The organism is Burkholderia ubonensis subsp. mesacidophila (genome assembly GCF_002097715.1).
In the GTDB taxonomy this organism is placed as follows: domain Bacteria; phylum Pseudomonadota; class Gammaproteobacteria; order Burkholderiales; family Burkholderiaceae; genus Burkholderia; species Burkholderia mesacidophila.
Map to the genome: position 1 here is coordinate 2,434,116 of NZ_CP020738.1, position 14,342 is coordinate 2,448,457.

Consider the following 14,342-nt stretch of genomic DNA (forward strand, 5'->3'; position numbering starts at 1 on the left):
CTCAGGTATCCGATCAGTTTTGCGAGATGTCGACCAGGGCCGCCTGGAGCTCGGCATTGCCCATGCGATCGAGCGGCAGCATCAGCATCTGCAGCATCCGATAGCCGATCGCCTGGCGGGTGAGCTCGAACGCGAGCCGCTTGCCGTCGTCGCCGCCCGGCGCGTTCGACGGATCGGCGTAGCCCCAATGCACCTTGACGGGACTGCCGGGCCAGTACGGGCACGTCTCGGCCGCCGCGCTGTCGCACACCGTGATGACGATGCGCATTTCAGGCGCGCCGTCGCCGACGAACTCATCCCAGCTCTTGCTGTGGTAGCCGCCGACGTCGATGCCCGCGCCCGTCAGCGCGTCGAGCGCGAACGGATTGAGCCGCCCGCTCGGCGCACTGCCGGCGCTGTACGCGCGCACGTCCTTGCCGAGCTTCGCGGCCCAATGATTGAGCATCCCTTCCGCCAGCACGCTGCGCGCCGAGTTGTGGGTGCAGAGGATCAATACGTTCGTGGTCATCGGCAAGGCTCGCTGGATGTCGAACACGCGGCCGCCGGCGAGCAGGGATTGCCGCCGCAGCAGTTCTCGGTGAGGTACGCCAGCAGGCCGTTCATCGTTGCGAAGTTCGCGCAATAGAACACGAAGCGGCCCTCCTGGCGGCTGGTGACGAGCTGCGCATGCGCCAGTTCCTTCAAGTGGAACGAGAGCGATGACGGGGGCACGTCCAGCAGCGACGCGATCTGGCCGGCCGGCAAGCCTTGCGGTCCCGCTTGCACCAACGCGCGGAAGACGGCGAGCCGGGACTCGTGCGCAAGCGCCGCGAGTGCGGCAATGGTCTGGTTCATTTCCATTATTCGATAATAGTCGAAATATCGAAGCATGAGAAGCCGCATCGACGGCAGTGCGCCCCGCCTTGTCCGATCCGCTAAACGCCCCGAGCCGGCGCCTCCCTCCCCGCATCGAGCACGTCACGCAGCCGCTCGCGATCGCACCCCCGCTGCCAGATCGACACGACGACGACCGCGCACGCATTGCTGATCACGCTCGTCAACGCGCGCGCCTCCGACATGAAGCGGTCGATGCCGACCAGCAGCGCGACGCCCGCGACCGGCAGGTCGGGCACCACCGTCAGCGTCGCGATCAGCGCGACGAGCCCGCTGCCCGACACGCCCGCCGCGCCCTTCGACGTGATCAGCATCACCGCGAGCAGCGTCGCGACCTGCGCGGCGGACAGCGGCACGTCGCACGCCTGCGCGATGAACAGCGCGGCGAGCGTCAGGTAGATCGCGGTGCCGTCGAGATTGAACGAATACCCGGCGGGCAGCACCAGCCCGACCACGCCCTTGTCGCAGCCGAGCGCCTCGAGCTTGACGAGCAGGCGCGGCAGCACGGGCTCGGTCGACGACGTCGCGAGCACGATCAGCAACTCCTCGCGCAGATAGCGCAAAAGCCGCCACAGCGAGAATCCGTGCAGGCGCGCGAGCGGCGCGAGCACGAGCATCACGAACAGCGCGCACGCGAGGTACATCGCGACGATCAGCTTGCCGAGCGAGCCGAGCGAATCGATGCCGAAGCGCCCGACCGCAAACGCGATCGCGCCGAACGCGCCGAGCGGCGCGAGCCGCATCACGAGCGCGAGCACGCGGAACAGCACGCGCGCGATCCCTTCGACGAACGCATGCACGATGCCTTCGCGCCCTTCGGTCGCGGCGAGCGCGAAGCCGAACAGCAGCCCGACCAGCAGCACCGGCAGCACCTCGCCGGCGGCGAACGCGCCGACGAGCGTATCGGGGATGATCCGCAGCAGGAACGACGCGACGCCCGCAGCCGGCGCGCGTGCAGTGAACGACGCGAGCGCCGACGCGTCGAGATGGCGCGCCGCGACATGCAGGCCGTCGCCCGGCCGCGCGGCATGGGCGATCACGAGCCCCACGGCGAGCGCGGCCGCGGTGAGCGCGTAGAACAGCGCGAGCGCCTTGACGATCGTGCGGCCGATGCGCGCGCCGTCGCCGAGCGCATTGATGCCCGTCACGATCGTGCAGAACACGATCGGCGCGACCATCATCCGGACGAGCGCGACGAACGCATCGCCGAGCGGCTTGAGCGCGACGCCCGCATGCGGAAACAGGTGCCCGACCGCGACGCCGAGCGCCATCCCGACCAGCACCTGCACGTACAGCAGCCTGAGCGGCCGCGGCAGCGTCATGCGTGATCCCCCGCCGCGCGCTTGCGCCGCGCGGCCGGCTTGCGGTCCTCGACCACGTGCTGGAGGAATTCCTGCGCGGCCGGCGTCAGCGTGCGGCCGCGCCGCCGCACGATGCCGACGCGCCGCGTGACGACCGGCTCGACGAGCGGCACGCTCGTCAGGATCGGATGCGTCGGCAGCGGCATCGCCATCGACGGCACCGCCGCGACGCCGAGGCCCGCCTCGACGAGCCCGAGCATCGTCGTCACGTGCCGCGTCTCGCAGACGCTCGGCGCGCGCGGCGCGACGCCCGCGAGCGCCTGGTCGAGCAGCAGCCGGTTGCCGGAGGTCTTGTCGACCGACACGTAGTCGTACTCGTACAGCTCGCGCCACGTCACGCGCTTCTTCGCGGCGAGCGGATGGTCGCGCCGGCACGCGGCGACGAAGCGCTCCTCGAGCAGCGTCGTGAACTCGACGTCCGCTTCCTGGCTGCCCATGAAGCCGACGCCGAAGTCGGCCTCGCCGCTCATCACCGCGTCGAGCACCTCGTTCGCGCTCGCGTCGATCAGCTTGATGCGGATCTTCGGATAGCGGGTGCGGAACCGCGCGATCGTGTTCGGCAGGAAGTAATACGCGACCGACGGCACGCATGCGATCGTCACGTGCCCGAGCCGGCTCGACGACACGTCGCGGATGCCGAGCAGCGCGGCGTCGAGATCGTCGAGCACCTGCTCGGCGCTCGGCGCGAACACGCGCCCGACCGTCGTCAGCGTGACGCTGCGCGTCGTGCGCTCGAACAGCCGCACGCCCAGCGCCTCCTCGAGCTTCTCGATGCGCCGGCTCAACGCCGGCTGCGAAATGTTGATGGCGTCCGCCGCCTTGCGGAAGCTGCCGAGCTGAACCACTGCCCGGAAAGCCTGCAAGTCGGTGAGATCGAAGTTGATGCCCACGCGCTGCCCGTATGCTGGTCTGAATGCCGATTGGTGCGGCTATTCTGGGGCCTGTGCGCGGGCGCTGCAATTGCACGCCGGATCGCGCGGGCTCATCCGCGATCCGGCGCGATGCAGGCTGACGAAATGCTTACGGATGCGACACGACGCAGCGCACGCGGCGTCGGATCACGCCGCGCGCGCCGGTCAGTACGCGCTGGCTTCGTCGAGCTGCTTCACGTCGTCCGCGTCGAGCGCGAGCCGGATCGCCGCGCCGAGATCGCGCAGCTGCGCGAGCGACGTCGCGCTCGCGATCGGCGCGGTGATGCTCGGCCGCGCGATCTGCCACGCGAGCGCGACGGCCGTCGGCGTCGCGCGATGCTTGTCCGCGACCGCGTCGAGCGCGGCGAGGATCCGCAGCCCGCGCGCGTCGAGATAGCGCGCGACGTGCTCGCCGCGCGTGCTCTTCGTCAGGTCGTCCGTCGACCGGTACTTGCCCGACAGGAAGCCGCTCGCGAGCGCGTAGTAATTGACGACGCCGAGCTTCAGCTCCGTTGCGACCGGCTCGATGTCGCGTTCGTATTCGGCGCGATCGTAAAGGTTGTATTCGGGCTGCACGACCTGATACGCGGGCAGGCCGTCGCGGCGGCTGATCCCGGCCGCCTCGCGCAGGCGCGCGCCGCTGATGTTCGACGCGCCGATGATCCGCACCTTGCCCGCGTCGACGAGCGTCCGGTACGCGCCGAGCGTCTCCTCGAGCGACGCGGAATCCGGCAGATCCGCGTGCGAGAAATAGAGGTCGATGTAGTCGGTCTGCAGGCGGCCCAGCGACTCGTCGACGGCCTTCAGGATGTTGTCGCGCGACAGGCCCGCGCGGCCTTCGAGCAGGCCGACCTTGGTCGAGATCACGACGTCGTCGCGACGGCCGCGGCGCTTCAGCCACTTGCCGATGATCGTCTCCGATTCGCCGCCGCGGTTGCCGGGCGCCCACGCCGAATAGATGTCGGCCGTGTCGATGAAGTTGATCCCGTGATCGGCCAGCGCGTCGAGCAGCGAGAACGATGCGGATTCGTCGGCCGTCCAGCCGAACACGTTGCCGCCGAACACGAGCGGCGAGACCTGGATCGAAGACGTGCCGAGCGAACGCAATGCCATGATGAGCCCCCTTGAAAACGTGTCGAGAAACCTCGCGGCGCGACGCGCCGCGAGCGGAGCGGTCATGCTAGAGGACGCGCGGCACTCGCTCCAAGCGATTTTGCGCAATAAGGTCTTCATGATTCGCGCAAAGCGCATGGCGGAACGACGAACCGATTACAATCGCGGCCACTGTTGCACTGCCTGCCATGACCTACCGACTGATCGCGTTCGACTTCGACGGCACGCTCGCCGACTCGTTCGACTGCTTCCTCGCGGCGCTGTCGCAAGCGTCGCGCCTGCACGGCTTCCGCGACGTCGACGACACGCTCGTCGCCACGCTGCGCGGCCTGTCCGCGCGCGACATCATCCGCGCGCTCGACGTGCCGCCGTGGAAAGTGCCGCGCGTGACGATCGACATGCGCCGCCTGATGCGGCAGCGCATCGCTGACGTGACGCTGTTTCCGGGCGTTGCCGAAACCTTCGATATGCTCGCGGCGCGCGGCGTGCAGATCGCGATCGCGACGTCGAACAGCGAAGCGGTCGTGCGCGACCGGCTCGGCGCGCAGGCGTGCCGTCACGTCGGGCACTTCGCGTGCGGCATTCCGCTGTTCGGCAAGTCGCGCCGGCTGCGCGCGCTCGCGCGCGACGCGGGGCTGCATGGCGCCGACGTGCTGTACGTCGGCGACGAGATCCGCGATGCGGACGCCGCGCGCCGCGCGAACGTCGCGTTCCAGGGCGTCGCGTGGGGCTACACCGCGCCCGACGCGTTGCAGAAGCACTGCGCGACGCCGCTGCTGACCCGCTTCGACGCGCTGCTCGACGTGGTGTGACATGGCGCGTCCGCGCCGCACTGTGCGCGATCTTCGCGCGCCATCCGTAGCACACGCACCCGGACAATCGTCCGCATGCGTCCATTCGTCTTACCAACCGTTACACAAGCGACAGCGCGGTTTCACCTACGGGCAAACCCCTCTCCTAGAATCAATCGGGCCGGGACTCGCTTCGACCGGCGCCGCGGCAGAGCGGCGGTCGAACCCGGCCCGGGCACGCGCCCGGTCTCTCGCACAGCTACGGATCACACTATCCGTCCGTCAACTCGAGCCCCGATTGAAAGGAGATCCCATGAACCGTTTTCCGAACGCTTCGCGCCTTGCGCTGTCTGCCGCCGGTCTGCTTCTCGTCGCCGTGACGGCGACCGCGCAAACCGCCCAACCGGCTCAACCCGGCCAGCCGGCCGAACCGGCACAAACCGCGCCGTCGGGCGGCGCGACGCGGCTCCACGAAGCCGACCAGTCGTTCATCACGGACGGCACGAAAACCGTCTCGACGCAACGCGGCGCGGCACGCATCGCCGACTCCCGCACGTCGGACAGCCAGGTCAAGGCATTCGCGCAACGCGTGGCCGCCGACGATGAAAAGATCATCCAGGCGATGCGCGCCGCAAGCCCGCGCGGCGTCGACGTGCCGCACAACGATCCGGACACGGCCGTGCTCGACAGCATCAAGACCCTGCGCGGTGCGGAATTCGACAAGGCCTATATCGAACAGGTCGCGCTGGCCGGCCAGCAAAAGGCGATCTCGGCATTCCAGGCCGAAATCGCGGCAGGCCGCGACGCGAAGCTGAAGGAAGTCGCGCGCCAGGCGCTGCCGATCCTGCAGGCGCACTACGCGCAAGCGCAGAAGCTCGCGCAGCGTCATCACCTCGCCTCGGCGCAGTAACGCGCCCGCCGCGCCACGCTTGGCGCGGCATGACCGCTTCCCGCCGTCCCGCCGCCGGTCCCTCTCCCGGCGGCGGCCCGACCGCCCGCTACCGCGCGAGCTTGTCCCGCAGCCGCGCCTTCACGTCGGGCCACTCGTCGTCGATGATGCTGAAGCGCGCCGAGTTGCGTTTGCGGCCGTCCGGCATGATCCGCTCGTGACGCACGATCCCCTCCTCTTTCGCGCCGATCCGCAGGATCGCCGCGCGCGACTTCTCGTTGAGCTCGTCCGTCGTGAACTGCACGCGCACGCACTGCAGCGTCTCGAACGCATACGTGAGCAGCAGCCATTTCGCCTCGGTGTTCACGCGCGAGCGCTGCACCGATTCGCTGAGCCACGTGTGACCGATTTCGAGCTTGCGGTTCTTGCGGTCGATCTTCCAGAAGCGCGTGCTGCCGACGACCCGGCCGGTCGCGCGCTCGACGATCGCGAACGGCATCACGGTGCCGTCCGCGCGCCCCTGCAACGCGGTCGCGAGATACGCGTCGATCGTGTCGGGCCCCGGCACGACGGTGATCCGCAGGTTCCATAGCCGCCCGTCGGCGGCGGCGGCCAGCAGCGCCTGCGCATGCGACGGGTGCAGCGGCTGCAGTTCGACGTGCTCGCCGGTGAGGGTCGGTTGTTCGGGCAGAACGGGTGAAGCGGTCATGAGACTTCCCGGAGGCGGGTCAAAGGGAAACGACGAAGGGAAACGACGAAGGGGAGCGGCGGCGCGAAGCCTCCATCATACGGCCGCGCGCCGGCCGAGATGCGCGGCGAGCCGGCCCCGGATCGCATCCGCCTCGTCGCGCAGCGCGCCCGTGAACGCATCGCCGAGCAGGCTCTTCGGCCGGTGCTCGGGCACGATCACGCTGACCCGGTACGGGAACGAACGCGCAAGCGGCCGGATCTGCAGGTCGCGCCCCGCGAAATCGAGCGCGGTCAGCGGATTGACGATCGCCGCGCCGAGCCCCTGGCGCACGAACGCGCACACCGACACGGCCGACGGCGTCTCGACGACCGAGCGCGGCGCGACGCCGAGCTGCGCGAACGCTTCGTCGATCATGATCCGGTACGGGTCGTTCAGCGACAGGCTGACGAACGGGCGATCCGCGAGATCCGCGAGTTCGATCGTCCGCTTCGCGAGCAGCGGATGGCCGTCCGGCAGCACGCACACCTCGTCGGCCTCGAACAGCGGCGTGAGCACGGTGCCGGCTGGCGCGACGTCGTGCTCGGTGAGGCCGAGGTCGTAGCGCTGCGCGGTCAGCCACTCCTCGAGCACCGGCGATTCCTGCGTCGCGACCGACACGCTGACGCCCGCATGCACCGCATGAAAGCGCCGGCACGCGCCCGGCAGGATCGCGTGCGAGAACGCCGGCAGCGCGATCACCGACAGCTGGCCGTCGCGAAACTCGCGCAGCCGCGCGGCCGTCGCCGCGACACGCTCCAGCCCCACATACGCGAGCCGCACGTCGTCGAACAGCGTGAGCGCGGCCATCGTCGGCCGCAGCCGTCCGTGCGCGCGCTCGAACAGCGCGAAGCCGACGATCCGCTCCATCCGCGCGAGCTCGCGGCTGACCGTCGGCTGCGACGTGTAGAGCATCTCGGCCGCGCGGGTCGCGCTGCCGGTGACCATCAGCGCGCGAAACACCTCGATGTGGCGATGCGTGAGCGTAGCCATGTATATCCGTAATGAATCGAATGTCGATAAATCGGCATTTTACTGGATGACCGTTCGGGCGCATCATGCCCCCTATCCGTTCATTCGACCCGATTCCTCCGTCATGTCCCTCGATTCCCGCCAGCTCGCGACGCTCGCGCAACAATACGGCACCCCGCTGTGGGTCTACGACGCCGACGTCATCCGCGACCGCATCGCGCAGCTGCGCCGGTTCGACGTGATCCGCTACGCGCAGAAGGCGTGCTCGAACGTCCATATCCTGAAGCTGATGCGCGACGAAGGCGTGCTCGTCGACGCGGTGTCGCTCGGCGAGATCGAGCGCAGCCTTGCCGCTGGTTTCCGGCCGGACGGCGACCCCGAAGGCGTCGTGTTCACGGCCGACCTGATCGACCGCCCGACGCTCGCGGCGGTGCTGAAGCACGGCGTGACCGTGAACGCGGGCTCGCTCGACATGCTCGCGCGCATCGGCGAGCACGCGAGCGGCCATCGCGTGTGGCTGCGCATCAACCCGGGCTTCGGCCACGGCCACAGCAACAAGACCAACACCGGCGGCCCGCAGAGCAAGCACGGCATCTGGATCGACGACGTGCCGCGCGCGATCGAGATCGTGCGCCAGTACGGGCTGAAGCTCGTCGGCATCCACATGCACATCGGCTCGGGCGTCGACTACGGCCACCTGTCGCAGGTGTGCGACGCGATGGTCGACCTCGTCACGTCGCTCGGCCACGACATCGAGGCGATCTCGGCGGGCGGCGGCCTGTCGATCCCGTACCGCGACGGCGAGCCGCGCGTCGACGTCGATCACTACTTCAGCCAGTGGGACGCCGCGCGCAAGCGGATCGAGCAGCATCTCGGCCACGCGGTGCGCATCGAGATCGAGCCGGGCCGCTTCCTCGTCGCCGAATCCGGCACGCTCGTCGCCGAAGTGCAGTCGGTCAACTGCCGGCCGAAGCACGACTTCGTGCTGATCGACGCGGGCTTCAACGACCTGATGCGCCCGGCGATGTACGGCAGCTATCACGGCGTCAGCGTGCACACGCCCGACGGCGCGACGCCGGAAGGCCGGCCGCAAGCGCATGTCGCGATCGCGGGGCCGCTGTGCGAATCCGGCGACGTGTTCACGCAGGACGCGGGCGGCGTGGTCACGCACCGCCACCTGCCGCAGCCGCGGATCGGCGACCTGCTGTTCCTGCACGATGCGGGCGCGTATGGCGCGTCGATGTCGTCGAACTACAACAGCCGGCCGCTCGCGCCGGAAGTGCTCGTCGATCGCGGCGCGCCGCGCCTGATCCGCCGCCGGCAGACGATCGCCGAACTGCTCGCGCTGGAATTGCAGGCGTAAATGCGTTGTCGCGACCGGCCGCCGCACACAGGCGGCGGCCGGTTTCTCCCCGCCTCCCCCTGACCGCTATTCGAACGCGCGGTGCTCGGCTTCGGCCACGCACAGCGTTTCATTCAGCCGGACCCTCAGGCGCGGATACGCGCGCGGATTGAACTTGATCTCCATCGGCGGACGCTCGCTCGCATGGCTGAGCCAGTCGTAGTCCTCGCACAGGTCGGACGTGATCCGGCTCCATTGCCGCCCGGCCGGCACCGCGCAGGCGGCCAGCCGGTCGAGATCGGTGTCGCACCACACTTCCCAGATGTCGACGCTTTCCGGCGGATGCACGGCGGTCGCGACGCCATAGCCGGTCAGGTACAGCGCCCTCGGCTTCGACAGGCCGACGATCACGTAGAAACCGTAGCCGAGCGCGCCGCCCGACGCCGGGTTCCAGCCGTGCGTCACCTGCTTCACGCCCGCCGACAACGACGCGCGATGCCCGGATCGCGTCGCGTGGTAACCGATCAGCGTCATTGGTCGTACTCCTCTCCATTTCGTTTCGGGATGCCCGCTGCGCACGCGCATCGCGGCCCATCCACGCTAACCGCGCATCCGGCACGGCGCCATAGGCCGTTCGTCACGCCGCGTCCCATGACGACTGCCGCATTGTCCGTGCGCCGCGCGCCACGCAAAGTGCCGCTACGGGTTCGCGCACGCCGCGCGATTCCCGGTCAAAGGATTCCCGCCATGAAACAGTTCGTCCGCGTCATCTCCGTGCGCTACGACTGCGCGGCCAAGCCCGCGCGTCATCCGCGCGAACCGCTCGCGGCCTATGCGACTCGCTTGCAGAGCCATCTGCTCGAACATCTGCACGAGGCGGTCTCCCTCGCGCTGTACGCCGTCCAGGCGGAGCACGGCGCGCCGGACGCGCGCCGCCGGCCCGTCACGTTCGTGACCGCGCCGGAGTTCTACTGGAGCGTGCCGTGGCACGCGCTGCACGACCTGCGCGAGGTGCGCCAGCTGCCCGCACTGCAGATCGATCCGGTATGCGAAGCGATCGCGGAAGTCGCCGCGCGGTTTCCGGTCGAGCATGTCGGGCGCATCGTGATTTTGCCCGGCACCGCGGCGCTGCTGATCGACGTGCCGCGCCCGCCCGGCCGGCGCGCGAGCGCGGCGGTCGCCGCGCACGGCGGCGCGCTGCTCGAATCGCTGAACTGCCTGTATGCGGCGGCCAACTTCCCGCCGCCGTTCGCGCCGGGCGACGACGCGGGACTGCGGCGCGCGCTCGCGTGGCCGAAGCGCCATACGTCGCGCATCGACTACGGGCGGCAGAAGCCCGCGCTCGAAACGCCGTATTCGCGCACCTTCGAGCTTGCCGACGGCAGCTTCGTCGAAGTGCTGAAGGAAAGCGGCATTGCACTGCAAGGCACGACCACCGTGCACGCGCGCGGCGCGCACCTGTCCGACCGGCTCGGCGGCGTGCCCGCGTTCGGCATCGACCTCTGCCGCGACTTCCTTCAATGGCGCGGCGAGCCGCCGCCCGGCTCGACCGACTGCAACGCGGCGCATCCCGACGCGCCGCGCTACGTGATCGACTTCGTGCCGTCGTACGGCGCCACCGTCACCGACGTCGCCTTCCCCGTGCCGAGGTCGCTGCAGTACATCGCGCACAACGACGGCCGCGCCGCCCGGCAGGTCGCGGTGTTCGAGGTCGACCGCACGCGGCTGCGCTGGACGCGCGTCGCGCCGGCCGCCTGCATGCGCCATCTGGGCGCGGATGCCGGCGAGCGGGTCGCGATCCACGAATTCACGGTCGACGTGCCGGCCCCGGGCGGAGCGCAATGAAATGGACACGTTCCGCTTCGCGCGCTGGCTCGACGGCCGGCGCCGCGCGCCCGTGCCGCGCCTGGCGGACGGGCTCGCCGCGCAGCTTTGCGACGAATGCGAAGCGATGGCGCGCTTCGCGCTGCATCACGGGCTGCCCGTCGAGCCGGACACCGTCGCGCAGCTCGCGACACTGATCGCCGACGGCCGCGCGCCGGCCGACCCGCCGCTCACCCCCGCGCAGCAGCGCCTGCTCGCGACGCTCCACCGCAAGCTCGCCGCGCTCGTCGCGCCCGCCACGCCGCAGGCCGTCACGCTGCTCGACCTGCATCGCCGCAACGCGCATCCGCTCGCGTGGCTCGGCCCGGTGCCGCTGATCCGGCTGCTGACCGTCTCCGCGCTCGGCTTCCTGTTCGCGGTGATTGCGACGAGCCTGTCGCCGCACGTGTCGAGCGAGAACATCGATCGCGGCTTCCTGCAGTCCGACGGCACGCTGCTGCTGTGGAACACGCTGTTCCTGCTGTGCTGCGCGGGGCTCGGCGCGTCGTTCGCGACGCTGTTCCAGGCGCACCGCTACGTCGCCGCGTCGACCTACGACCCGAAGTACGACGCGTCGTACGGCGCGCGGCTGATCCTCGGCGTGATCGCCGGGCTGATCCTCGTCGAGATGCTGCCGGCCCAGCTGTTCGCGCAGGGCAGCATGCACAGCTTCGGCCGGCCCGCGCTCGCGATGCTCGGCGGCTTCTCCGCGACGGCCGTGCACCGCGTGCTGCAGCGGCTCGTCGACACGCTCGAGACCCTCGTGCAGGGCGACCGCTCGGCCGACGTCGACGCCACGCTCGTCGCCACCCGCGCCCGCGCCGCCAGCGAGCGCGCGCACTGGCAGGGCGAGCTCGCGGCGAGCCTGCTCGACCTGCAGCAGTCGCTCGACGCGTCCGCGTCCGCCGACGCAATCCGCGCGCGCCTCGCCGCGTTCACCCGCGCGATGCTCGCCGCCGATCCATCGCTCGCGCAGCGCGGCGCGCCGCTTCCCCCCACGCCGCCCAACGACCACCCGGAGTAGCGCCATGCTGTTTCTCTACAACATTCCCGTCGCCGCGATGGGCGCATTGATCGTGGCCGCGACGCTCGCGGCCGCGCTGCTCGGCTATGCCGCGTTCCGGCGCGTGCTGCCCGCGCGGATCGACGCCGAACAGCGCGGGATGATCGTCGCGATGCTGTCGGCGGTCACGACCATCAACTCGCTGCTCGTCGCGTTCTCGGCCGTGTCGGTGTGGAATTCCTATCAGGCCGCGACCGATACCGTCGCGGCCGAAGCCGCCTGCGCGACCGAGCTGGCGCGCGACCTCGTCGCGTTCCGCGTCGCCGGCGGCGGCGGCGGCGCCGATGCCGCGCGCCGCGCGCTCGCCGACTACCTCGCGCGGGCCGCCGACGACGAGTGGCCGCAGATGCAGCAGCACGGCCGCGCCGACCCGCGCGCCGAAGCCGCGTTCGACCGGCTGTTCGCGGCGGTCAATCGCATCGCGCCGACCGACGAGCGCGAACGCGTGCTGCTCGCGCAAGTGCTGGCGCGCGCGAACGAGATGGTCAAGCACCGGCAGAACCGCCTGCAGAATCTCCATTCCGCGATGCCGGGAACGCTCTGGGCCGTGATGCTGGTGTCGAGCAGCCTGTCGCTGCTGTTGCTGTACGCGCTGCCCGGCACGCGCTTCAATGTCTGCCTCGTGTCGATCTGGGCGGTCACGCTCGGGCTCGCGTTCTTTTTCGTGCTGGCGGTGGACCGCCCGTTCGCCGGCGAGGTGAGCGTGCGCGCCACGCCGATCCGGCACGCGCTCGACCGGCTGCGCGCCGAGCTGGCCGCGCCGGCCGGCGCGGGGCCGGCGGCGCACGTCAGCCGGGCGGATTGCAGGCCGGCATGAACAGGCAGCCGGACGGCGGATCGGCCGGCACGTGACGCGACAGCCACAACGCCGCCTCCGTCCGGTTGCTCACGCCGATCTGCCGGAACAGCGCATACAGGTGGTTCTTGATCGTGCCTTCCGCGACGTTCAGCACGCGGCAGATCTGCTTGTTCGACTTGCCTTCGGCCAGCAGCCGCAGCACCTCGCGCTGCCTCGGCGTCAACCGCTCGAACGCACGTTCGTCGCCGGCCGACGCGCCGGGCGCGCGCGCGGGCCCCGCCCCGCCTTCGCCCGGAGGTACGTAGATCGCGCCGGCCGCGACCCGGGCGAGGGCGTCCGCGAACTCGTCCGCGCTCGCGCGCCGGTCGATGATGCCGGCGGCGCCGGCCAGCAGCGCGTCGGCGATCGTCCGGCGGCACACGCCGCCGACGACGCACAGCCACGGCGTCGCGCCGAACGTCTCGTGCAGCACGTTCGGCCAGATCGTGGGCGGCGCGTGGTCGTCGCATTCGATCGTGACTGCGCCGACCGTGTCGGGCAGCAGCGCGTCGCGCAAGCGATGAAGGTCCTCGGGGCGCTGGGCGGACCACACATGCCAGCTCATGTCGCGTTTACACATTACGTCTGCCACGCCTGCCACGAACAACGGCGGGCTGTCGATCATCAGGACGTTCATTTGCACGGTTTCCTCGATAGCGGGATTTAGGTTTTTTTTACTCCCCTTCCGCCGGCTTTTTACCGCTGTTTGTTTAACCGCGCACTAGGCTCGTCGCTCCGGGAAGAATGTCCTAATTCAGCCCCGCTGTCGCATTTCATCCCGTTACAACGGCCTTCCCGGGAGACCGGGCGTGACGAGCGTCATCTTCGCAAGACGCTTCCAATTGCCTAACTTGATTAACGACAGCGAATGTCCGTTGTCTTCAACTGGCAGAGGAGTTTATTCATGGACGCTAATTTCATTGGTTCGGTGATTAACGCTTTACCGATGGACCAAATGATCGCCGGACCATTAAAGGCGATGATCAGCGCGCAAACGCAAGCCGCGAAGAGTTATGCGGATTTCCTGATGCAGGTCTGCATCCAGGGTGGCAAGGCGGTGGCCGTGCAGTTCGACTACGACGAAACGCTCGTCGACGAAAGCGGCGTGTCGAAGGGCGTCGTGCAGAAGACCATGCGCATCCCGCTGCTCGCCGCGATCGTCCACCCGATCATCGCGATCGAGGAAGGCACGATCGACTTCGAGATGGAGATCACCCAGTCGGAAAAGGCGTCGTCGTCGACCGAGGCCGGCGGCGAGTTCAAGGCAAAGATCGGCTGGGGCCCCGTCAGCGTCAACCTGTCCGGCCGCGTGTCGCACAAGTCGGAGCAGACGCGCAGCACCGACACGCGCGCGAAATACTCGATCCACACGCAGATCAAGCGCCAGCAGCCGCCCGAAGCGCTGATGCGCGTGATCGACTTCCTGACCGACGCGGCGACCAAGCCGGTCGTCGCCGCGGACAAGGCGAAGGACGTGAAGCCGCTGCCCGCGACGCCGACCGACGGCAAGCTGATCGGCGAGACGTCGGGCGCGGGCGCCGCCGGCGACGGCGCACCGGCGGCGGGCGCGCCCGCGCAGGCCGGCGAGCACGCGTAAGC

16 protein-coding genes are annotated in these 14,342 nt (G+C 69.6%); 7 read left to right on the top strand and 9 right to left on the bottom strand.

Annotated elements, in window-relative coordinates:
• Positions 1–13: 13 nt before the first annotated feature.
• The 5 genes from B7P44_RS28370 to B7P44_RS28390 form a co-directional block, all read right to left on the bottom strand.
• The gene (locus B7P44_RS28370) at positions 14–508 is read right to left on the bottom strand and encodes an arsenate reductase ArsC (protein ID WP_084909197.1); all 495 of its coding nucleotides are present in this window, start codon (positions 506–508) and stop codon (positions 14–16) included.
• The gene (locus B7P44_RS28375) at positions 505–840 is read right to left on the bottom strand and encodes an ArsR/SmtB family transcription factor (protein WP_193834316.1); all 336 of its coding nucleotides are present in this window, start codon (positions 838–840) and stop codon (positions 505–507) included. Before B7P44_RS28375 ends, B7P44_RS28370 begins: the two co-directional genes overlap by 4 nt.
• 74 nt (positions 841–914) lie before the next feature.
• Complete coding sequence (dctA, locus tag B7P44_RS28380) at positions 915–2,195, bottom strand: C4-dicarboxylate transporter DctA (RefSeq protein ID WP_084909198.1); 1,281 nt, start codon at positions 2,193–2,195, stop codon at positions 915–917.
• Positions 2,192–3,124: a LysR family transcriptional regulator gene (locus B7P44_RS28385; RefSeq protein WP_084909199.1), complete on the bottom strand. Its 933-nt coding sequence runs from the start codon at positions 3,122–3,124 to the stop codon at positions 2,192–2,194. The genes dctA and B7P44_RS28385 overlap by 4 nt, the downstream gene beginning before the upstream one ends.
• A 186-nt stretch (positions 3,125–3,310) precedes the next feature.
• Complete coding sequence (locus tag B7P44_RS28390) at positions 3,311–4,258, bottom strand: aldo/keto reductase (protein WP_084909200.1); 948 nt, start codon at positions 4,256–4,258, stop codon at positions 3,311–3,313.
• A 188-nt stretch (positions 4,259–4,446) separates the two neighbouring features.
• Between B7P44_RS28390 and B7P44_RS28395 the strand changes: the two genes are divergently transcribed.
• A complete protein-coding gene (locus B7P44_RS28395; protein ID WP_084909201.1) occupies positions 4,447–5,070 on the top strand; it encodes an HAD hydrolase-like protein in 624 nt (207 codons plus the stop codon).
• Positions 5,071–5,362: 292 nt separating this feature from the next.
• Positions 5,363–5,959, top strand: coding sequence for a DUF4142 domain-containing protein (locus B7P44_RS28400; protein ID WP_084909202.1), 597 nt, complete (start codon positions 5,363–5,365; stop codon positions 5,957–5,959).
• Positions 5,960–6,047: 88 nt separating this feature from the next.
• On the opposite strand, the gene B7P44_RS28405 is transcribed toward B7P44_RS28400, so the two are convergent.
• Together B7P44_RS28405 and B7P44_RS28410 are read right to left on the bottom strand one after the other, a co-directional pair.
• Positions 6,048–6,647, bottom strand: a complete 600-nt coding sequence (locus tag B7P44_RS28405; protein ID WP_084909203.1) for a GNAT family N-acetyltransferase — start codon at positions 6,645–6,647, stop codon at positions 6,048–6,050.
• Positions 6,648–6,722: 75 nt separating this feature from the next.
• Positions 6,723–7,658 (bottom strand): LysR family transcriptional regulator, encoded by a 936-nt coding sequence (locus B7P44_RS28410; protein ID WP_084909204.1) that lies wholly within the window; start codon positions 7,656–7,658, stop codon positions 6,723–6,725.
• 103 nt (positions 7,659–7,761) lie between these two features.
• Here B7P44_RS28410 and lysA point away from each other — a divergent pair, with 103 nt between their 5' ends.
• Positions 7,762–9,000 (top strand): diaminopimelate decarboxylase, encoded by a 1,239-nt coding sequence (gene lysA / locus B7P44_RS28415; protein WP_084909205.1) that lies wholly within the window; start codon positions 7,762–7,764, stop codon positions 8,998–9,000.
• A gap of 66 nt (positions 9,001–9,066) precedes the next feature.
• Here the strand turns inward: lysA and B7P44_RS28420 are convergent, their stop codons facing one another.
• Entirely contained in the window at positions 9,067–9,513 is a 447-nt protein-coding gene (locus B7P44_RS28420; protein WP_084909206.1) for a hypothetical protein, read from the bottom strand.
• A 213-nt stretch (positions 9,514–9,726) separates the two neighbouring features.
• On the opposite strand from B7P44_RS28420, the gene B7P44_RS28425 reads away from it, so the two are divergent.
• From B7P44_RS28425 to B7P44_RS28435, 3 genes are read left to right on the top strand one after another with little or no spacing between them, the layout of a single operon-like run.
• Positions 9,727–10,824: a hypothetical protein gene (locus B7P44_RS28425; protein WP_084909207.1), complete on the top strand. Its 1,098-nt coding sequence runs from the start codon at positions 9,727–9,729 to the stop codon at positions 10,822–10,824.
• A 1-nt stretch (position 10,825) separates the two neighbouring features.
• Entirely contained in the window at positions 10,826–11,866 is a 1,041-nt protein-coding gene (locus B7P44_RS28430; RefSeq protein ID WP_084909208.1) for a hypothetical protein, read from the top strand.
• Between the two features lie 4 nt (positions 11,867–11,870).
• Positions 11,871–12,722, top strand: a complete 852-nt coding sequence (locus tag B7P44_RS28435) for a bestrophin-like domain (RefSeq protein WP_084909209.1) — start codon at positions 11,871–11,873, stop codon at positions 12,720–12,722.
• Here B7P44_RS28435 and B7P44_RS28440 read toward each other — a convergent pair.
• Positions 12,694–13,380 carry a response regulator transcription factor gene (locus B7P44_RS28440; protein WP_084909210.1) on the bottom strand — a complete coding sequence of 229 codons (687 nt, stop codon included), beginning with the start codon at positions 13,378–13,380 and terminating at the stop codon, positions 12,694–12,696. The genes B7P44_RS28435 and B7P44_RS28440 overlap by 29 nt on opposite strands.
• A gap of 267 nt (positions 13,381–13,647) precedes the next feature.
• Here B7P44_RS28440 and B7P44_RS28445 point away from each other — a divergent pair, with 267 nt between their 5' ends.
• Positions 13,648–14,340, top strand: a complete 693-nt coding sequence (locus tag B7P44_RS28445) for a DUF2589 domain-containing protein (protein ID WP_084909211.1) — start codon at positions 13,648–13,650, stop codon at positions 14,338–14,340.
• Positions 14,341–14,342: the final 2 nt, after the last annotated feature.